This window comes from Desulfosarcina widdelii (assembly GCF_009688965.1).
Classification (GTDB): Bacteria; Desulfobacterota; Desulfobacteria; order Desulfobacterales; family Desulfosarcinaceae; genus Desulfosarcina; species Desulfosarcina widdelii.
This window is the reverse complement of the sequence record NZ_AP021875.1, coordinates 1,907,579-1,925,736: the sequence shown is the minus strand read 5'-3', so window position 1 is coordinate 1,925,736 and position 18,158 is coordinate 1,907,579. Positions and strand designations below refer to the sequence as shown.

Annotated in this window: 23 protein-coding genes; 19 read left to right on the top strand and 4 right to left on the bottom strand. The window is 51.2% G+C overall.

Annotated elements, in window-relative coordinates:
• The 19 genes from GN111_RS08940 to GN111_RS08850 all read left to right on the top strand — a co-directional run bounded on the left by GN111_RS08940 (window position 1) and on the right by GN111_RS08850 (window position 14,534).
• Window positions 1-705 (top strand): phage baseplate protein, encoded by a 705-nt coding sequence (locus GN111_RS08940; RefSeq protein ID WP_155303433.1) that lies wholly within the window; start codon window positions 1-3, stop codon window positions 703-705.
• Window positions 705-1,031, top strand: a complete 327-nt coding sequence (locus GN111_RS08935) for a phage baseplate plug family protein (RefSeq protein WP_155303432.1) — start codon at window positions 705-707, stop codon at window positions 1,029-1,031. Before GN111_RS08940 ends, GN111_RS08935 begins: the two co-directional genes overlap by 1 nt.
• Window positions 1,024-1,866, top strand: a complete 843-nt coding sequence (locus tag GN111_RS08930; protein WP_155303431.1) for a phage protein — start codon at window positions 1,024-1,026, stop codon at window positions 1,864-1,866. Before GN111_RS08935 ends, GN111_RS08930 begins: the two co-directional genes overlap by 8 nt.
• Complete coding sequence (locus GN111_RS08925) at window positions 1,863-2,531, top strand: Gp138 family membrane-puncturing spike protein (protein WP_155303430.1); 669 nt, start codon at window positions 1,863-1,865, stop codon at window positions 2,529-2,531. The genes GN111_RS08930 and GN111_RS08925 overlap by 4 nt, the downstream gene beginning before the upstream one ends.
• An 8-nt stretch (window positions 2,532-2,539) precedes the next feature.
• Window positions 2,540-2,758, top strand: coding sequence for a hypothetical protein (locus GN111_RS08920; protein WP_155303429.1), 219 nt, complete (start codon window positions 2,540-2,542; stop codon window positions 2,756-2,758).
• A complete protein-coding gene (locus GN111_RS08915) occupies window positions 2,758-3,114 on the top strand; it encodes a contractile injection system sheath initiator (RefSeq protein ID WP_155303428.1) in 357 nt (118 codons plus the stop codon). Before GN111_RS08920 ends, GN111_RS08915 begins: the two co-directional genes overlap by 1 nt.
• A complete protein-coding gene (locus tag GN111_RS08910) occupies window positions 3,111-4,319 on the top strand; it encodes a baseplate J/gp47 family protein (protein WP_155303427.1) in 1,209 nt (402 codons plus the stop codon). The genes GN111_RS08915 and GN111_RS08910 overlap by 4 nt, the downstream gene beginning before the upstream one ends.
• On the top strand, window positions 4,316-4,990 hold the full coding sequence (locus tag GN111_RS08905) for a baseplate wedge 1 family protein (RefSeq protein ID WP_155303426.1): 675 nt from the start codon (window positions 4,316-4,318) through the stop codon (window positions 4,988-4,990). The genes GN111_RS08910 and GN111_RS08905 overlap by 4 nt, the downstream gene beginning before the upstream one ends.
• Before the next feature lies 1 nt (window position 4,991).
• Complete coding sequence (locus tag GN111_RS08900; protein ID WP_155303425.1) at window positions 4,992-5,918, top strand: hypothetical protein; 927 nt, start codon at window positions 4,992-4,994, stop codon at window positions 5,916-5,918.
• Window positions 5,918-7,924, top strand: a complete 2,007-nt coding sequence (locus tag GN111_RS08895) for a right-handed parallel beta-helix repeat-containing protein (protein ID WP_155303424.1) — start codon at window positions 5,918-5,920, stop codon at window positions 7,922-7,924. The genes GN111_RS08900 and GN111_RS08895 overlap by 1 nt, the downstream gene beginning before the upstream one ends.
• Window positions 7,925-7,939: 15 nt before the next feature.
• Window positions 7,940-8,632 carry a hypothetical protein gene (locus GN111_RS08890; protein ID WP_155303423.1) on the top strand — a complete coding sequence of 231 codons (693 nt, stop codon included), beginning with the start codon at window positions 7,940-7,942 and terminating at the stop codon, window positions 8,630-8,632.
• 1 nt (window position 8,633) lies between these two features.
• The gene (locus GN111_RS08885) at window positions 8,634-9,005 is read left to right on the top strand and encodes a hypothetical protein (RefSeq protein WP_155303422.1); all 372 of its coding nucleotides are present in this window, start codon (window positions 8,634-8,636) and stop codon (window positions 9,003-9,005) included.
• On the top strand, window positions 9,002-9,463 hold the full coding sequence (locus GN111_RS08880) for a hypothetical protein (protein ID WP_155303421.1): 462 nt from the start codon (window positions 9,002-9,004) through the stop codon (window positions 9,461-9,463). Before GN111_RS08885 ends, GN111_RS08880 begins: the two co-directional genes overlap by 4 nt.
• Window positions 9,460-11,289, top strand: coding sequence for an autotransporter outer membrane beta-barrel domain-containing protein (locus GN111_RS08875; RefSeq protein WP_155303420.1), 1,830 nt, complete (start codon window positions 9,460-9,462; stop codon window positions 11,287-11,289). Before GN111_RS08880 ends, GN111_RS08875 begins: the two co-directional genes overlap by 4 nt.
• A complete protein-coding gene (locus tag GN111_RS08870) occupies window positions 11,274-11,570 on the top strand; it encodes a hypothetical protein (RefSeq protein WP_155303419.1) in 297 nt (98 codons plus the stop codon). The genes GN111_RS08875 and GN111_RS08870 overlap by 16 nt, the downstream gene beginning before the upstream one ends.
• Window positions 11,567-12,334, top strand: coding sequence for a hypothetical protein (locus GN111_RS08865; protein ID WP_155303418.1), 768 nt, complete (start codon window positions 11,567-11,569; stop codon window positions 12,332-12,334). The genes GN111_RS08870 and GN111_RS08865 overlap by 4 nt, the downstream gene beginning before the upstream one ends.
• Window positions 12,303-13,421: a hypothetical protein gene (locus GN111_RS08860; RefSeq protein ID WP_155303417.1), complete on the top strand. Its 1,119-nt coding sequence runs from the start codon at window positions 12,303-12,305 to the stop codon at window positions 13,419-13,421. The genes GN111_RS08865 and GN111_RS08860 overlap by 32 nt, the downstream gene beginning before the upstream one ends.
• Window positions 13,422-13,461: 40 nt before the next feature.
• Entirely contained in the window at window positions 13,462-13,623 is a 162-nt protein-coding gene (locus tag GN111_RS08855) for a hypothetical protein (protein ID WP_155303416.1), read from the top strand.
• Between the two features lie 95 nt (window positions 13,624-13,718).
• Window positions 13,719-14,534: a DNA adenine methylase gene (locus GN111_RS08850; protein ID WP_197740516.1), complete on the top strand. Its 816-nt coding sequence runs from the start codon at window positions 13,719-13,721 to the stop codon at window positions 14,532-14,534.
• 496 nt (window positions 14,535-15,030) lie between these two features.
• Here the strand turns inward: GN111_RS08850 and GN111_RS08845 are convergent, their stop codons facing one another.
• The 4 genes from GN111_RS08845 to GN111_RS08830 form a co-directional block, all read right to left on the bottom strand.
• The gene (locus GN111_RS08845) at window positions 15,031-15,576 is read right to left on the bottom strand and encodes a hypothetical protein (RefSeq protein ID WP_155303415.1); all 546 of its coding nucleotides are present in this window, start codon (window positions 15,574-15,576) and stop codon (window positions 15,031-15,033) included.
• A gap of 135 nt (window positions 15,577-15,711) precedes the next feature.
• A complete protein-coding gene (locus GN111_RS08840; protein WP_155303414.1) occupies window positions 15,712-15,981 on the bottom strand; it encodes a hypothetical protein in 270 nt (89 codons plus the stop codon).
• Between the two features lie 235 nt (window positions 15,982-16,216).
• Window positions 16,217-16,825, bottom strand: a complete 609-nt coding sequence (locus GN111_RS08835) for a GTP pyrophosphokinase (protein WP_155303413.1) — start codon at window positions 16,823-16,825, stop codon at window positions 16,217-16,219.
• On the bottom strand, window positions 16,822-17,844 hold the full coding sequence (locus GN111_RS08830; protein WP_155303412.1) for a hypothetical protein: 1,023 nt from the start codon (window positions 17,842-17,844) through the stop codon (window positions 16,822-16,824). Before GN111_RS08830 ends, GN111_RS08835 begins: the two co-directional genes overlap by 4 nt.
• Window positions 17,845-18,158 lie beyond the last annotated feature (314 nt).

Here is an 18,158-nt window from a genome sequence, read left to right as displayed (position 1 = left end):
ATGGCCTTCGAAAGCATTCATACCGTTTTTTTTCCGCGCCGGCTGACCCTGCAGTACAACACCGGCGATGCGGAACGCGTGCTGCTGCAGGTGGACTGCACGCACAGCGAGCGGTTTTCCCTTGACGCCCATGCCACGGCCCACGCGGTGGAGGACGGTTCCGAGATCTCGGACCACATCATCCAAAAGGGCCGGACGCTGAACATCGATGGATCAGTGAGCGATTCGCCCATCAACCTGACCACGGCCATGATCGGCAATGCCGCCGGCATCGTGGGCGGGATTTTTTCCGGACCGGCGAAAACCGTGGCCACGGCGGCGGCGGTTATCCTGGGCAATCGCATGGTGGCCGCATCGCCGAAGCCGGCCAGGGCGGCCCTGGATGTATTCGAGGAAATTTACGAGAAAAAAGTTTTGCTGACCATCGTGTCGGGGCTGGCCACATTTACGAACATGGTGATGGAACGGTTTTCTCCGTTGCGCACGGCGCAAAATGCCGGGGCGCTGGTTTTCTCGGCTTCCTTCCGGGAAGTCCGGATCGTCAACAGCGAGACGGTGGCGGTGCCCAGGGAGGCATTGAGCGAGGATACGCGGGATCTGGGATCTTCCGAAAAGCAGGCCGGCCGGCAGCAATCCTCGACGCTGAGCGACGCCGAGGAAAAGTACGCCAGCTGGCTTTATCAACTGATTGTTGGAGATGAGTAATGGGCCTGGTGGCATTACCCGTTGCGGCGGATACGCCCTACCAGAGTTTCAACATCGAACTGGACGGCACGGTGTACGGATTCCGGCTGCGGTACAACACTCGGGCCGATGCCTGGTTCCTGGACCTGCTGGCCGCCGACGAGACGGTTCTTCTGGCCGGCCGGGCCGTTCGCCTGGGTGTGGACCTGCTGGCCCATTATTCCGACGCCGCATTCCCCCCGGGGCGGCTGTTCGTGGTCAACTTCGTCGACACATACGGCGAGCCGGACCGGGAGAATTTCGGCCAGGACGTCAAGCTGATCTATGTGGAGGCCGAGGATGAGTGATCGGCTTTTCGAACGCAATAGCGCCGTTACCCTGGGCAGCCGCAAAAGCGGCGAGGCCCTCAAGATTACTGGTTTGCGCACGGTGTTCCAGATCGAGAAGAACTCGGAAAGCTTTCCCAACACGGCCAAAATCACCCTGTACAACCTATCGAAAAATTCGCGGGCGATGGTGAGCAAAGAGGATGCGTTCGTGATGCTGGAGGCCGGTTACGGGGACCGCCTGGAAACGCTCTACGTCGGCGACGTCGCCCGCGCCTACGTTTCCCGCCAGGGCGCCGACTGGGTGACCACCATCGAATGCGGGGACGGCCGCAATGCAATCCGGCGCGTGCACGTGGACCGCAGTTACGCGGCGGGCACGGACATGAAAGCCATCATGCAGGATGTGGCCAAGTCGTTCGTCGAACAGGGCAAAGTGGCGTTGGGTTCCATGATCGGGATCGAGTCCAAAAAAACGGAGCGCGGTGACGTGCTATCCGAAATGAGCAAAGACGCGATGGATCGGCTGACCAAAAACCAGGGGTTGGAGTGGTCGATCCAGAATAACACGCTGCAGGTGCTGCCCAAAAACCAGGCCCTGCCGGCAGAGGCTGTTTTGCTTACGCCCGCCACCGGGCTGGTGGGCGTGCCCGTGCTGCGCGATGTCAACGAAGGAACGGCCGGGATTGAGTTCACGGCCCTGATTCTTCCCGGCATCGCACCGGGCCGACTGGTAAAAATTCAATGTGATCAGAATCAATCCGTAAACGGTTTGTACAAACTGGAGGCGGTGGACTTCGTCGGCGATACCCACGGCCAGAGCTGGTACGCTGAAGGCGTGGCGGTGACCCTATGAGCGGAAAAGCGGGCAAGACGATGGCCAAAGTCATCATGGACGCTATCCGGCGCCAGATGCTGGACCTGCGCGTGTGCCTTCCCGCCCGCATCGAAAAATACGATCATTCTGCTCAGAAGGCCAACGTCAAGCCGCTTTTCAAAAAACAGTATATTCAGAAACTTTCCGAAGGAGACAGCGGCCGGGCGGAACTTCCGGTGATCACGGACGTGCCGGTGCAGTGGCCGTCGGCGGCGGGGGGCAGTGCCTACCTGCATCTTCCGGTGGCATCCGGCGACCTGGGCATGCTGGTGTTCGCGGACCGCAGTCTGGACGCCTGGCTGGCCGGCAGCGGACAGATCGTAGCGCCGTCCGATGCCCGGATTCATCATATCAAGGATCCGATTTTTATTCCCGGGCTGCGACCGTTCGGCAACCCGCTATCCGATACCAGCGCCGCCAATACGGTGCTGCAAAATAATCAGATGCGCATCGAGATGGAACCTTCCGGGAAAATCTCCATTTCCGGCGCGTCGGAGGAATTTCTCACCATCGTGGACAGCCTCATCGGACATCTGATCGATGCGAGGGTAATAACGGCGGCGGGCGCCATGCCGTTTTACCATACGACCATCACAGCACTGCAGGATGACCGCAGCCGGCTGGCAACGATCAAGAGGACATAGCGATGGCGATGAACGGCAACCAGATGGGTTCGGAAGTGGCGGCGGCGATTGCCGCCACGGTTCCGGGCGGCATGCTGGACGTCAATGAGAAGGCGATCCTCGAGCAACAGTGGCAGGTGATCTGTACGGCTATCGTTGACCACATCACGGCCAACGGAAATGCCACACCTGGCACGTTTCTGGACAGCCTGGGCGGGGCGCTGACCGGTAAGGGGGACCTCGAATAGTGGACCTGGCCCTGGACAGCAATTGGGATCTGATCGTCTCCAACCGCGATCTGGCCAAGGTGACCGAAGGCGACGCCATCGAGCAACACCTGGCCCAGCGGCTGAAGACGTGGATGGGTGAATGGTTCCGGGACCTGCGCGAGGGCGTACCCTATTTGCAGCAAGTTCTCGTGAAGCAATCCAACCCGGTGGTGCTGGATGGCATTTTCAAATCGGTCATTATCAATACGCCGGGCATCGTTGAGCTGACTGCGTTTGATCTGCTGGCGGATTCCCGGACCCGGCAGCTGAAAGTGGCGTTCGGGGCGATCAATGAGGAAGGCGAGCAGATCTACTTCGAAGAGGTGGTGCCATGAGCGGCCTGACAGCGCAAGGGTTTGTCCTTAAAACCATCAACGAGTGCGAAGCGGAGATCGAGGGCGCTCTCCGGGCCGCGTTCGGGGTGCACATCAACACGACCGCACCATCCGTGTTCGGCCAGCTGAAAAGTATTTTCGCCGAGCGCGAGGCCCTGCTCTGGGAGGCGCTGCAGGATCTCTACAACGCCCTGTATCCGGATTCGGCCGACGGCATCAGCCTGGACCACTGTGCATCGATCACGGCCCATACCCGGCTGCCGGCGGCGTACAGCCGGATATCCGGCGTCACCCTGTCCGGAACCGACGGCACCGTGGTTCCGGCAGGAACGGTCCTCTCGGTAGACGGTGCGCCGGATGTGACTTTCGAAACCGAAGAAGAGGCGACCCTTTCCGGCGGCAGCGCCACGGTGGACTGCATCGCCACCGAAACCGGACCCATTTCCGTGTCTGCCGGGGCGCTGACCAACATCGACACACCGATTTCCGGGCTGGACAGCGTCACCAATCCCAACGCGGCCGTCGAGGGGCGCGACCTGGAAACCGACGCGGAGCTGAGAATTCGCAGAAATGACAACCTGCAGATATCCCATGCCGGGCCGACCGAGGCGATCCGCAAGGCCATTCTGGCGTTGAACGAGGATACCACCAAAGCCGCCATCGAGCACTGCAGCGTGTTCGAGAACTACACGCTGGAAACGGACGCCCGCGGCATCCCGGCCAAATCGATTGCCGTGGTGGTTTATCAGGCCGGGGGCGTCACCGACCGGGATCAGGAGATTGCGGATACGCTCATGCTGAAAGCCAAGCCGGCCGGCATTCGCCCTCACGGCGATATATCCGTGGATGTGGTGGACAGCCAGGGTTATACCCACACCTGCCGGTTTTCCAGGCCGGTGCTGGTCCCGATTTACCTGGAGCTGGACCTGACGGTTGACGACGACTACCCGGACAACGGCGATGCGGTCATCAAAGATCTGCTGGTGGAATGGGGAAATGATCTGGGCGCCGGAGTGGACATCGTGGTCTATCCGAGCCTGGTGGCCCAGCTGGCCCAAGTGGCCGGGATCACCGATGTGACGGTGAGGATCGGCACGGATTCCGGACCGACCGGCGACGACAACGTGGACATCGACGACGGGTCGGGCGGTGATGTTGAGATGTCCTCCTGGACCCACGGCAACATCACGGTGACGACATCATGATTGTTCCAATCACCACGCATACGGCCGACGCCCAGGCCCGGCTGTTGATGCAGTACCGGCACAGCCCGAATATTGCCGCGCTGATTCAGGCGCTTTACGGGCAACCGGTGCAGGGGGTGGAGGATGCCGTTGCGTCGCTGACTGGGCGCCTGAGCATCGACGACTCCGAGGGCGCCCAGCTGGACGGCATTGGCCGGATCGTGGGCACGCCCAGGGCCGGCTGGAGCGATGCCATTTACCGCATCCTCCTCAAGGCGCGTTGCGGGCAACTGGTCAGCCGGGGAACGCTGGAAGATATCATCAGCGTCTGGCGGATCATTTCCCAGGCCGAGACCATCCGGGTGGTCGAGGTCTACCCGGCGCAGGTCGATCTATATGCGGACGAACCAATCGATGGCGATATCAGCCAGTTCGTTTACGACCTTATGCAGAAGGTGTCGGCCGCCGGCGTCGAGGTGAATTTTCTGGCGATCATTTTTTCGCCCACCAACGCTTTCGGCTTCGATCCGGACGATCCGACGGTCAACGGATTCAGCGATGTGGACGACCCGACATCCGGCGGAGAATTGGCCTATATCCAGATGACATCCGAAAGGGTGGCTATTTCATTCAAGGACACGGGCGGCATCGCTTTCAAGGACACGGGCGGAATAACTTTCAAGGACTATTAAAATGAGAAAAATCCTTTCAATTTTTTCTTTGCTGATCCTTTTGGTAGCGACCCAAGGGCAGGCGGCCAACCTTTGGGGCGTAACGTCTTTGACCGGCGGCGGCGTCGGCGCCCTGGACGCCCTGGACATTACGGGCTACGGGTCTCCGAATTACGAGAATCTCTCCGATGGAGACGTGGCAGTAAGGGCGAGCATCAGCGGCACAACGGTTACCTATCAAGTCTTCCTCTTCGATGCGGACGGCACAGATGCCGAATCAAGCCCTGACATTATCCGGCCCGACGATTTCTCCACCCAGGGGGTGTGGAGAAAATGGGATCCCGACGACGGGCCGATTTTGAAAGAATCGGAGCTTGATGACGAAGGCAAGCTCGAGGATGTGACCAACACGCAGATCGCCACCGAAGCCGAAGCCCAGGGGTATGTTGCGGCCGGCGTCACCGGCACGCTGAGCAGTCTTTCCGATGGCGAATATATGGCCGTGGATTATCTCACCCTGACCGCCGGCGAGGATATCAATCTGGCCAGTTTTTCCGGATTCCCCCAGGTTTATTTCAAAAACGATGGTGTGAATGACGGCGGCCGCATCTTTCTTTTCGACGCCGATGTCACGGCTACGGACAAGGAAACCTTTCCCATGATTGGCGTGGCGGTTTCCACGGCCACAACCGGAAACAGTATCACGGTGCGCGTGGAGGGTATGCTTGCGCGGCGGGATGGGTTTACGACCCTGACGGGCAACCAGGATGAAGGCAAGCCCCTGTATGCCGGTACGACCGGGGGCGGCTTACAGACATTGGTGAAACCCACCACGGCCGGCGATGACGTGTGCAGGGTTGCCATTATTTTGCAGGTTGATGGTAGTGGCGGAACTGGCGATGTCTTTCTCTATATGATGCCGCGTGTGAGCGTTAAGGTGCCCATCTAATGATCAAACGATATCTCATATATCTGCTTGTTTATCTCGTTACCGTTCAGCCAGTTTTCGCGGCCAATTTTTGGGCTGCTCAATCGAGTGCTGGTGACGGATCCGGCGACGACTACGCCAACCGTGCCAGCAAATCTACTGTGGAAGCTGGAACGGGGAATTTTGCCGATCTGGCTGGCGATACGGTGATTTTTACTGGGGCTTTCACCGAAATGTTTTCGGTTCCCAATAGCGGCACGTCCGGCAATCCTGTAACGTATGATGGAAATGCAAGCGCCTACGACGCCTCCGCGCCCGATGGTTATTGGAGTCTGGATAGTGACGACGATCTATCCCATTATCGTGGCTGCATCTATGTGACCGGTGAGGATTTTCTTATTTTCAAAAACATCGATTTCGATGGCCAGACCACTGCCTGGACATCCACCACGGACCCGGTGGGTGGCAGCTCTCCCAACGGTGGCGACGCAAAGGTTTTTCGTTCGGGGATCTATATTTACGGTACGACCGCCAACGAAGCTACTAATATCGACATCGATAATTGCACGTTTTACCGGACGGTGAGCGGAGTTCTTTATGATGGAAACGTAGACACGAGCACAATCACAAACAGTACGTTTTACTCATTAATGGGTCGTGGCATTTCCGTTTTAAAATCCAACTCCGGAAGCCAAGACGATTTTGTGGATAACCTGACGATTGGTGGGAGTCGATATAACGGTAACAATCTATATGACATCGGAAAGCTGGCTCCCAATAATACCTACACCGTTTTGCCTCACATGGGCCTTGATAACGTCGATGATCTAATTATCTCATTCAACTACCTGCACGCGGAAAGCACAGATTATAATCAGGTGGGAATGTACTTGAACGATGTTCGCAACGCTTTGGTTGAATATAATATCGTACGCGATATTTGGTATCAACAGAATCATAGGATAGGCATAGACATTAAAGGTGATGCCGCCTTGACGGCAGAAGGCCCAATTATTGTCAGGTTTAATAATGTTCTCAATATCCACGCTGACGATAAAGATTGGGGTACCGCTGGCGGCATTTCTATTGGTTACGATCCGGCAAACTTTTTTGTTTATGGGAACCGGGTAAAAAATTGCGGGATGGGTATTAACGTTTCGCAAGCTTTTGATGGGACGTTCGAGCTAAATGGGCTCGATGTGATAAATGGATATGTTTTTTCCAATATTTTGGACACCATCCAGTTTTCGGGAATCAACTATGCGGCAGTAAAAAATGGGAGCCATGACGATTTTGTCAATATGTGGGCTTTTAACAACACCATCTATAGGCCCGCAACCGAAGATGCTTCTCTTGGGTGGACATATGCGGGTGGGTTTCCTTCTACCTCTTACTCATACTCGGGAATTAAGTGGGCTTGCAACGCAGATCAATTTGAGCAGGGGCCGAAGATTCGTAACAATCTGATAATCGAAGCCAGAATGAATAGGACCGATTATCGTTTTATGAGCCAACGGGACAATTTGGATGACGCGGGAACTGGTATAATTCAAGGGAATAATCACGCTTATGATCCGGATACTACCGGCATTTTTGTGCGGCTTTACGACAACACAACCGATGCCGGGTCGGATCTCAGTTTCACCAACAATGGCTTGCAGGGCCAAGTTGCAGATACGAATACTGTAGGCAATCCCTATCTTAGTAATATGGCGGCAGGAGATTTCAGGCTGACATCCAGCAGCACCGTTTTGATAGATCAGGGCGCGGATCTCGGGAGCGGCAATATCGCAACACTGACGATCCAAGGGCAGTCGTATCCAATTCCCTGGGACTTTGCTTTTGGACCGGATACAGTGTTCCACGACACCGATCCGGATCAGATCATTATCGACGCGAGAAGCATGGACACGGAGGGTTGGCCCATAGGCGCCTACGTTTATGATGAGGAGGCCGCATCCGGACCAACGGTAAACTGGACGGAAACGCCGACAGTCAATGGGATCGAAAATGCAGAAGTGAATTGAGAAAAGGAGTAAAACGTGGCGGATAAACCGACAACCGGGCATTTGGAGTGGATCACCGATGATGACCCGGATAAATTTATCGAGCCATCCGGCGCCAAAAAATTGGCCGGTTGGCTGAAGTTGGAAAAACCGCCGTTCCAATATTTCAATTGGGCGTTCCGGGTTATGGACCGGTGGCTGCAGTATTTCGAGGCTGCGTCCGACGAGGAAACCGCAGCAAGGATAGCCGGCGATGCCGCAGAGGCAGCGGCCCGTATCGCCGGAGATATCGAAGCCGGCACCTGTATCGCGGCGTTCGGGCAAAATACCGCGCCGACCGGATGGACGCGTAAAGACGACTGGCAGGACAACGCCATGCTCTGCTATGCCGCAACAGGGGATATCGGCAGCGGAGGAGATATCAATCCGCAAGCTGGGCACAGCCATGATTTGAATGATCACCGGCACACCATGTTTATTTATGATTACCATGCGACCGATCCGGAAACATTGAAAGCCATAAGAGCGGATACGGAAAATTATGAGGCCTTTGTCGAGGAGGTAACCGTGGCTTCCGGATCCGGAGCAACCGCATGGAAAAAGCCATCTGATCTGACCACCCTTGATAGAACTTATATCAGCAGCGGGGCTCAAGGCAGCAACCCGTTTTCTACTAGCTCGGTTTCGCCTCCGTACTACCAGGAAGTCATTGCCGCAACCAAGGATTAAGATGAGAAAACCACCGTGCATCAGAGGACTGAAAGAGTTTAAAAAAGGTTGTCCGCAGCGCTCATGGAATGGAGAGGACGGATGTCCGGCATGGGTGGAGGCGGATCTGAAAGCCAAAGATGGCGGGAATGTTCGAGTCGCGGAATGTCTGGATTTGTATCGCGCCCGGCTGCACTGGCACACGAACGCATTGCTGCTGGGAAATCAACAGGCGACCGAGTCCTTTCGCAACAACATGACCGAAACTGACCATAACGGAAACGGCCGCCCAAAGCCGGACCCGGCTGTCATGGCCCTGATCGGTGTTCTGGACGACATGCAAAAAAGCAGGAAATTGATCGAGCAAAATAAACTTGAGGGAGGACCGTCATGAAACGAACGCTGCTGATACTCATCGCATTATGCTTTTTTACACTACCGTCCGGTCCTGTGATGGCCGAATGGGAAATCGCCGCCTCCGTTATCAAATACAACAAGGCGGAAGGCAAGGCCTTGGTAAAAATAGATCTCACGGCCGACGCCTCGAGTACCAACTTCGATCTGTTTTCGTACCTGAATGGAGATGACAAGAAGCTGGTCAACGGGCTTTACTCATATCGTCTCAAGACGGTGCCTATCGGCACGCTATCTGGACAGTACACCGTCACCCTTACCGATGCCATGGAAAGTGCCACCATCGCCGACCGCAGCACAACGACGGCCCAATTGGTCAAGGTGGCCAGTTACACCGAGTCCGGCGGATATTTGTCGATTTATGGAGGTCTGACAGTCGGTCTGACGTCGCCCGGGGAAGGTGAGCAGCTCACCCTTTATCTGGAGAGTGTGAGATGAAAAAAGCACTTTTTACTCTAATTTTACTCGTGATGGCCATATGCGTTACCAACGCATGGGCCTTGCCTCCGGGAGATGAGTCCCCGTTCGAAAAAGACGGTACCGGGTACAAAACCAAGGCAGGAGTGACGCATTTAGCTATAGGGACTACCTATCGTATTGGTCAATGCACCGTGGCCACCCTGCCAACATCTCCGACAACGGGTGATCGGATCGAGGTCACGGACGGTGACGGGGCAACAGATTGTACCGTGGGCGGCGGGTCTGATGTCGTAACCTGCCGGTGGTCTGGATCGGCATGGGTTAGTGTGGATACCCAAGCCGCAGGGTCAGCAGAAGTGCAGGACGAAGCCTTTACCGAGGGAAATTTCAACGCGGACACCACACATGCTGTTAGCCAGGACGATCTTTGGGATTTATGGCTGACTTTAACGACAACCATAAATGGTTTGGATCTGACGCCCACTGGCACTTGGGATCTTTCCGGGGCCACCGTCACATTCGGGCTTGAGGCAGGTGATATTCCGGACCTGTCTGGATCGTATGATGCCGCAGGCACTGCGGCTGCTGCCGTTGCCGCATTACAGGCCGACGATCTTGTCACTCTTTCGGGCGTGGCCATAGGGTCAACCCACCTGGGCGAGTTCAACGGCAGCACGATAGACGACAACTTGACGATCAAAGCGGCCCTGCAAGCCCTGGAAACAGCGGTCGAGGGCGCTGGCGGGTCCGATACAACTCTGGACGGCATCACGGCAGAAATCACCGGCATGAACAACTCCCAAATTTTGATTTATGATGGTGTTGGTGATAGCCGGATCGAGGCGGTGTCTGTGTCCGGAGCGATTAGTATCTTACAAACCGGCGTCACGGCAATGGCGACCGGGGCGGCCATTGGTGATACTGCCTTCACGGATCTGACTCCTGGAAACTCCTATACCAACTTTGGCGATGCCGACGACGATACGCTCAACGAACTGATCGAGGCCATTGACGATTCTTGGCCAAGTGGGTCCGGTGCGCCAACCGACGCCACCTATTTGACCAGTGAGGCGGAAGCCGGGTTGTCGGCTGAAAATGTTGTGAGTGCCAACGGCTTGTCTTTGGTTACTGCGGCAGACTATGCGACAATGGCGGCGATTGCGGGTTTCGAAACGGCCCTTGAAGGTGTGCTTGATTTGGCTGATTTGCAGGGCGCTGTAACTGACGCTCAAGTTCCAGATGATATCACAATCTGGAATTCCTCCACAGATCCTTATGTGATCCTCAACGATTCAGACGGTGCCGGTTCCGAAAACGCAGACAAAGAGGCCGGTGGTTTTTGGGCCAATTTTATCACGACAACCGAGGATAGCGAGGACTCGGATATTTGGGCTACTTACATGAGCGGCGGCACACGCACAACCGCATGGTTGGTTGACCAATCTGACGCTCAGATGGAAATCAAAATTGATCTGAACCTTGAAGAAGACCTTGAAATTGCTACAGGCAAGCATATTACGGTTGGAGCGAATCAGTGGGATAATGGGTCAGATAAGCTCGATGGAGCAATGATTGAGGACGATGGCGTTGGACCTGATCAAATGGCATCTGGAGCATACGACCTTGGAACATCTTTAGAAGTTGATACGCTTACCGAGGGCGGCAATGCGGTTCCCAACTCGACGGACTTTGGGGCGAATGTGCTTTCTGCTCTTGGTAATGCGGTAGGCGCATCCGGCGCTTTCATTGTCAACGGCGACGGCAATGTAAACCGTCTTTTTCTATCAGATGACCGGACAGGCATCGGCAGTCCGGCAACGGGGGACATATGTTTCGAGTATTAATTGTATTCCTGATTTTTTGTGGCACGGCATGGGCCGAAGAAAACTGGCAACTGAAGTATGAGAACCTTGCCGCTCAGCACGCTGCGTTGCTTGACGAGAGTGTTCAACTAAAATCTCTAATTACGCGGCTATCTCTCAAAGTCACCAAGCAAGAATCCATCGAACGACGCAACAAGGCGGCGGTGCTGCGGAAAGAACTGAAGCAAATTGCCGAGACCAAAAAGGAAAAGGCTAAAACCAGCGTGCCTCCATCAATGATACCTAATGGCGGTGGAAAATGAAAAAACTCATCGCATTAGCCATTCTCTTATTCGCAGCGGTCGTTTGTGCTAACACCTACTATTATGACGGGGCGGATTGGGACACGGAGGTCGATTGCTATTATTATGATGGTGATTCGTGGGAAACCTGCGACAGCTATTATTATGACAGTGGTTGGCAGGCGGTTGCGAGTGGGCAAACGTTTGTACATTTAAACGGAGTTGAGACACAGGCAGATGACGATGATTGGACGGATGAAGTTGGTTCCCCTGATTATGACTACAGCACTACCGGGCTGAGCATGGAGGGTGATGAGTGTATTGAACTCGGTGCGGGAGAGCATATATCAATAGCGGTTACGCCCAGAAGTGAAACATATTGTGCTTTCCTGTGGCGTATTACGGAATCCTACTCCAGTACAGGAGTAACAGTCAGGCTTTATGACGGGTCATCAAATCAACTGGGTATCCTCGGCATACAAAATGATGAGGATTGGGAAGTCACGGCTACCGGAGGGACCAAGCAAATTAATTATAACGAGATCAGTTCCCCACCAGCGACAATTTATTGGAAATTGCGAGTAAAACAGGGAACTGGAGGAAACGCGGAATTTCAGGTCTGGTGGTCAACGGATGGCTCATCGTGGTCGGGAGGAACACAATCAATAGACGGCACCGAAACAGGGCAGCTTGCTCGGGTGAGAATATTTAACGCTGGGTCTGGGACTATGCACATAGATTGGTGGATAGAAAATGACACGGATATTTCTGACGCTTCTTTTTAGTCTTTTATACACTTCGGCGATGGCTGCACCTGCGATTACGGGTGTAAGCGGTACGTTTCAAAACGGCCGGCAGATAACGATATCCGGGTCCAGCTTTGGCTCTGGACCGACAATTGTCTTGTTCGACGACTTTTCTGATGGGTCAGATGATGAAACATTTAGCAGCACGGATGCTGCCGTAACGGGATCGTGGAATCAGAGGCCCGGTGAAGGCTGGTCGGATCCTGCATTATCAAACAATATGGGCAGCCGACATTGCGGGCTGGCAGGGGCCGTCCAAAATAGATTTATTTTTGGATCAACCCAAATAGAAATATTCATATCATCAATTGCATATGTGCCTGATGGTTATAGGTGGCCGGGGGCGTCAACAGAAGAAGCTCTCGACGGGGTTCCCAATGTTAAACACGCATGGTTTTTTTATACCGCAGATGGTTGGAGTGTGGACAACGAGCCGGATATGTGGGTGCCTGGAGTTGATAGTGGCGGCAACTGGCAAACCATTCACTCTAACGACCAAGGTAGTCCACGACAGGGTTCTGGCACCGGGCGCAGCACAGCAGCGAACAAACAGTGGGTGTGGGACGAGCCTGTAAGGTGGTCTGTTTGGTTTAAAGGAAATGGAACGACCGATTCCGGGTCGAGAGAGTTTTTTGGAGCGGTGAGTTCATCCGGGCATACATTCTACGAAAACCATGATGTAGCTTGGTTTGATGAAAGTGACATGGCCGTTGGTTTCGACCGGATTAATTTTCCAGGCTATTTTGCGTCAACATCATATCCGACCTACAACTATGTCCTCGATGATATTTATATAGCTGCGGGAGATAACGCAGCGGCCAGGGTGGAAATCGGAAACAATGCCATTTATACATCCTGCACTAAACTCGCTATTGCCACAATTGATAGTTGGTCCGACTCATCAATTACGGCTACAGTCCGAGAAGGTGGTTTTTCTACCAACAATACTGTTTATGTATTTGTGGTTGACTCAAACAATGATCCATCGAGCGGATATGAGATCACGCTCGGAGAATCAACATCCCAACTAACCGGCGTCAGTCTGTCTGGCTGCGGGTTGCATTAGGTGTTTGGCGATGAGGGTTAAATACCCAAACGAAAGAAAAATGATCGAAGCAGGATTTTTACTCGCCGGGGTTATCCTCGGTGTGGCAGTAACCTTTTTCGTAGCCCGTAACAACCAGAGATATATAAATCGGGCGCTGAACTCCGACAAGGAACTCAAACGCAGACTTAATGCTGCGGTGAAAGCCGCCAAGTTGAGTTAGGGAGGTTTGGGCCGCCCTGGTGGATGCGCTAACATCCCCAGGGCGAATGGCTGCCTTGGTTCAACCAGACATCTGAAATCAGACGGCCCAATGCTTTGGGTGAAGCATCAGGGCTATATCACACGTTGATTCAAATACACAAGGAGACGGCCGTGAACAGCCCATTAGCGTATATTGGTGGTAAGTCGAAATTGGCTCAAACCATTATCGACATGATGCCCGATCACAAATCCTATTGTGAGGTCTTTGCGGGAGCGGCCTGGGTGTTTTTCAAAAAGCCTTTTTCGAAATACGAAGTGATCAATGATCTTGATAGTGATTTGGTCGTTTTTTATCGGGTGCTGCAGAACCATCTCGAAGAATTTTTAAAGCAGTTTAAATGGATTTTATCGTCTCGAGAATGGTTCGGGGACTGGAAGCGCCAGCAAGCTGCTGGCGGCCTGACCGACATTCAGCGGGCCGCCCGTTATTATTACACGCAGCGTCTTTGCTTCGCAGGACGGGTTAAGGGCCGCACGTTTGGGGCCGGCCCCATGCATCCGCCTCGGATTAACCTGTTGCGCCTCGAGGAGGAACTGTCAGCTGTTCACCTTCGCCTGGTCGGCGTTACCATCGAGCACCTTACCTGGGACGTTTTTGTTGGCAAATATGACCGTCCGGAGGTGCTGTTTTATTGCGATCCGCCATATTACAAAATGCCGTATTACGAGCACAATTTGGAACTCGGCGACTACAAGCAAATGGCCAACGTTCTCGCAACCATAGACGGCAAATTCATTTTGAGCATCAACGACCATCCGGAAATTCGGAAGGTTTTTAGCCGGTTCGAAATCAGACCGGTGGTTTTGAAATATTCTGTATCGAAGGCCAAGCAGACCGCCGGTAGGGAGCTGTTGATCACAAATTATTAGGGAGGATTTCAGCTCAAAAACTCGGCTAAATCAGCCTGGCGATCCGTTTATTACGATTCGCACAGGTTTTTTGCGTTCAGTATTTGCAGGCCCGTATTTTTCTGAGATAGCGTGGGAATAATTCTGATTTAGCGTGGAAATTTATATCCATTTACCGCACGCACACTATCTAAGCAAAACGAATAGGCGGGATTTGACGGGATTTGGCGGGATTCAATGGGATTCTGGTTCGGATGGATATGCTTTAATGTCGGTGTTTTTGGCGTGGTGGTGATGTTTTGACAAGCGGGTATGGAGCGGATTTTCGACGAATTTTAAAAATCAGAAAAATGACCTGAAAACGCAAAATATTTTGCGATATTTGCACACTATCTCAGAAATTTGGACAACGCCACCAATGCGAGCAGGGTTTCCGGACTCCGCAAAAAATAGTTAAAGACCAAACTATGCCAAAGCCAAGGAGGCCCGCCACTGCGAGGCCATGTGCGTGGCGAGGTTAGAGATTATTTTTCATTTTTTTTACTTGATACTCCGTTGTGTTCAACACTTGTGCGATTTTAAAATCCGATAAGCCTCGCTCTTTTAGCTCTTTAACGAGCTCTTTTCTTATAGAAACGGAATTTTCAATATCATAATAATCAATCATTGGGTCAGCAACGGAATTAAGCTGCTCAGTATAATACTGTCCTTTGTTTTGCCAAAAAAATGCTGAATATAGAGTTACCCCTTTCAAACCACGAAATCCCAATAGTGCACTTATTAGACGAAACAAATAAATTAGTAGTTTATATTCATCTAATTTACGTTCTCCTAAGACCTTTAAAGCCGCTTCACACCATGTATTAAGTTGCTCCCGATGGGATGTGGATGTATCAATAGACATTATCTGCTTCTGGGCTTTTAGGAGTGCTTTTCGATACCACTTTTTTCGAACCTGAGGACTATACGCCTGACCGGCAATATGATCCGCCTTATTTCCCAGGAATGATCTCATTGTCATTTCAAAGTGTAATTCGAAGCCAGGGTACATTTCTTCTTCCATGATTCTCTAAAATTGATAATCAATAGACGTCCATTTTACGTGCTGCATGGGAATATTATATAGACATCTTGTTAACATCCTTCGGCGGTGGGTCTTAGCATGGCCCCATTTCTGTTAATCTGCCTCAATAACTAATTACCTTACACTAACGTCTACATCACCTATAATTCCAGACGCGCTACAGTTTGCCCCGGTGGGATCAATAAATACAACCTTGACGCCAGGATTTCGCTTTCTAAACTCGTCTGAAAGATAACCTTCTGGTTCGTTGAATTCAACAAAGAGTTCGTTGTCTGACCAAGTCTTCAATTGATAGAAAGTCAATCCTCCGGCAAACGATATCTTGGCAGAATCTTTGTAAACTGAGAGTCTCTTTTTTAATTCACCTACTGTTAAATTTCCCATTTAAGTCACCTCCAATATGCCTATTTATGGCTCTAAAATATTAAAGTAAAACTATCATGGTAGATCTATGCGCTGGCATTAAAAGGGCCGTTTAAGGCTAAAAATTGCGTGATTTTTAAGCGTTACTAATTAAATTCCTGTCGGTTAGCGCGGTCCGACCCGTTTTCGCACGATTTAGTTTTGGGTTGATTTTTGGGATCGCTTCCAAAGATTGTTTGATACGGCGGCGCGAGAATCAGCTCTCTATATGGTTCATTCTTAAAAAAAGATCGTTGAAAATTTCGTCTGCGCCCCATGCTTGAGCTGATGTAAATGCGATCTTCCTTTTGATCTCCGAAGATAAATCTGAATTCGGTTTGTAACCGAGGTCGTGATTCGCTTCGCTCCAAGAGTGTTGAAATAGAGTCTTTACCTGTAATTCAAAGAATTTTGGGCAACCGGAAACTTCCGCTTCAGACACATCTGGAGGAATTATCAAAATAAAGTGTTTGCCGAAATATCCAAATTCGGCATCAGAATCAGGCACAATTGAGGTTAGTTCTATATGTCTGAAATATTTAAGTACTACTTCGCTTACACGATCAACATCCTTTTTATAGAATGTAACAATGCGTGCACCAATTTGATCTTGAATTTGATTCAATGGATCTGAGTATTTCGGTTTCCCGTTAATTTCATTTTGAGCTTTTTGCATAAACCTATCTATAGATTTTGCTCTAGCTGAAATTCGGTCAATTCTTTCAAAGTCCTCAAAATAATCAATTAGAAGTCCTTTTATACCTTTGGCGGCGGGGACTAATATATTATTATATCGATTTGTATATAACTCCAGTAAGCTCTTCATGATTTTTTAGCTCTTAAGCGATCATCGACAATGGTACCTTGCGTGCTAAATAAATATTCGTCGCTATCATCAGCAATACATTGCTTTGTAAAGCATTGATCGAAACTGTTTAATGGAGCGGTTAAAATCGCACCGTTGCTGATTTGAAGAGATCGGAATCTGACATGTTTCCTAAATTCACTGGTAGAAAACTTAAATTGATCAAAACGAAGATTCCTGTTTCGAAGTGTTGATATTAGCGCATTCTTAGTTTTTTCGGAAAGTCCAAATTTATCAGCAAAGTTATCCATGCTGATTATCTTATTAGCCAATGATCTTGAAAGTCTTGCCGCGGATGTGAGTTCTTCTTTAATTTCAAGATCGTTCGTCTGATTGATGGTTTCCATAATTGCTTTTGCTAACCTGCGAGTCCCTGCAGCTGAAGTGGTGCGAAAATCAGCTTTCAGGAATTCCTTTATCCAATACCCTGAGATAGAAACAGAATTGTCGTTGACTTGTTTGTCGATCGCTTTCCCTATCCAAAAATCAGAGTCTGCATTTGTGCCGTCAAAAACAACGGCTTTATAGCTTTTTTCGCTTTTCATAAAAACTTGCTCAATCAACTCGACATGTAACTCGTTCTGCGTTTCTTCAGCAACGATACCAAAATCTGCAGGGAACCTTGACAAGTAAATTCGTTCTGTCCCCCCATCTCTTCCAAGAACGATAAAAAACAATCCTAATTTTGATCTTTTTGTCGTTACTGACTGAAGGTGTTTTGCAAGGAGCTGTGCATGCTTAATGTCTCGATGTTTGATTACATCAAGTATTTCGGACCTACGCTGGTTGAATTGAATTCCATCCCCACTTGGCAAAAAAGTTATATCTATTTTACAATCCTCAGTTGCTCGTTCAAATATAGTCAATAGCATATAATACAGATTGCCCTCGAGCGGTATTGATGTCCCTCCAACTTCAGATTGCACTTCCTGACCTTTTTCCGGGCGGACAAGAAAACTGAAAATATGTGTGATTTTCATATTGAAGGCCTTCCCTCTATAGTTTTGCTGGAATTCACTCATAAGATCATGATTTTTACCAATTGAGTTCGGTAACAACACAAATATCGAAAAACAGCCTTCCCAATTGTAACTATCCTATGCCAAAAGTGATAGATCGCTTCAGAAAACCTTTTATTGATTTCGCGCCGGTTCCAGGCATTTCCATCTGTGCTCGTGACTATAACCGGAACCAGCAATCTGTGTCCGGAATCAAATAAATAATATTTTGAATTAAATAGTTGGAGAGAAAACTATACTGCGTTTGAAAAGAATTACCCGGAACCAACTTTTCG

Excerpts from the sequence above, each read along its gene's own strand:
- GN111_RS08835 (WP_155303413.1), bottom strand. The coding sequence starts at position 16,825 with ATGAAGAGCTTACTGGAGTTATATACAAATCGATATAATAATATATTA.
- GN111_RS08830 (WP_155303412.1), bottom strand. The coding sequence starts at position 17,844 with ATGAAAATCACACATATTTTCAGTTTTCTTGTCCGCCCGGAAAAAGGT.
- GN111_RS08845 (WP_155303415.1), bottom strand. The coding sequence starts at position 15,576 with ATGGAAGAAGAAATGTACCCTGGCTTCGAATTACACTTTGAAATGACA.
- GN111_RS08935 (WP_155303432.1), top strand. The coding sequence starts at position 705 with ATGGGCCTGGTGGCATTACCCGTTGCGGCGGATACGCCCTACCAGAGT.
- GN111_RS08885 (WP_155303422.1), top strand. The coding sequence starts at position 8,634 with ATGAGAAAACCACCGTGCATCAGAGGACTGAAAGAGTTTAAAAAAGGT.
- GN111_RS08940 (WP_155303433.1), top strand. The coding sequence starts at position 1 with ATGGCCTTCGAAAGCATTCATACCGTTTTTTTTCCGCGCCGGCTGACC.
- GN111_RS08930 (WP_155303431.1), top strand. The coding sequence starts at position 1,024 with ATGAGTGATCGGCTTTTCGAACGCAATAGCGCCGTTACCCTGGGCAGC.
- GN111_RS08900 (WP_155303425.1), top strand. The coding sequence starts at position 4,992 with ATGAGAAAAATCCTTTCAATTTTTTCTTTGCTGATCCTTTTGGTAGCG.
- GN111_RS08840 (WP_155303414.1), bottom strand. The coding sequence starts at position 15,981 with ATGGGAAATTTAACAGTAGGTGAATTAAAAAAGAGACTCTCAGTTTAC.
- GN111_RS08895 (WP_155303424.1), top strand. The coding sequence starts at position 5,918 with ATGATCAAACGATATCTCATATATCTGCTTGTTTATCTCGTTACCGTT.
- GN111_RS08860 (WP_155303417.1), top strand. The coding sequence starts at position 12,303 with ATGACACGGATATTTCTGACGCTTCTTTTTAGTCTTTTATACACTTCG.
- GN111_RS08880 (WP_155303421.1), top strand. The coding sequence starts at position 9,002 with ATGAAACGAACGCTGCTGATACTCATCGCATTATGCTTTTTTACACTA.
- GN111_RS08925 (WP_155303430.1), top strand. The coding sequence starts at position 1,863 with ATGAGCGGAAAAGCGGGCAAGACGATGGCCAAAGTCATCATGGACGCT.
- GN111_RS08875 (WP_155303420.1), top strand. The coding sequence starts at position 9,460 with ATGAAAAAAGCACTTTTTACTCTAATTTTACTCGTGATGGCCATATGC.
- GN111_RS08910 (WP_155303427.1), top strand. The coding sequence starts at position 3,111 with ATGAGCGGCCTGACAGCGCAAGGGTTTGTCCTTAAAACCATCAACGAG.
- GN111_RS08905 (WP_155303426.1), top strand. The coding sequence starts at position 4,316 with ATGATTGTTCCAATCACCACGCATACGGCCGACGCCCAGGCCCGGCTG.
- GN111_RS08870 (WP_155303419.1), top strand. The coding sequence starts at position 11,274 with ATGTTTCGAGTATTAATTGTATTCCTGATTTTTTGTGGCACGGCATGG.
- GN111_RS08855 (WP_155303416.1), top strand. The coding sequence starts at position 13,462 with ATGATCGAAGCAGGATTTTTACTCGCCGGGGTTATCCTCGGTGTGGCA.
- GN111_RS08865 (WP_155303418.1), top strand. The coding sequence starts at position 11,567 with ATGAAAAAACTCATCGCATTAGCCATTCTCTTATTCGCAGCGGTCGTT.
- GN111_RS08920 (WP_155303429.1), top strand. The coding sequence starts at position 2,540 with ATGAACGGCAACCAGATGGGTTCGGAAGTGGCGGCGGCGATTGCCGCC.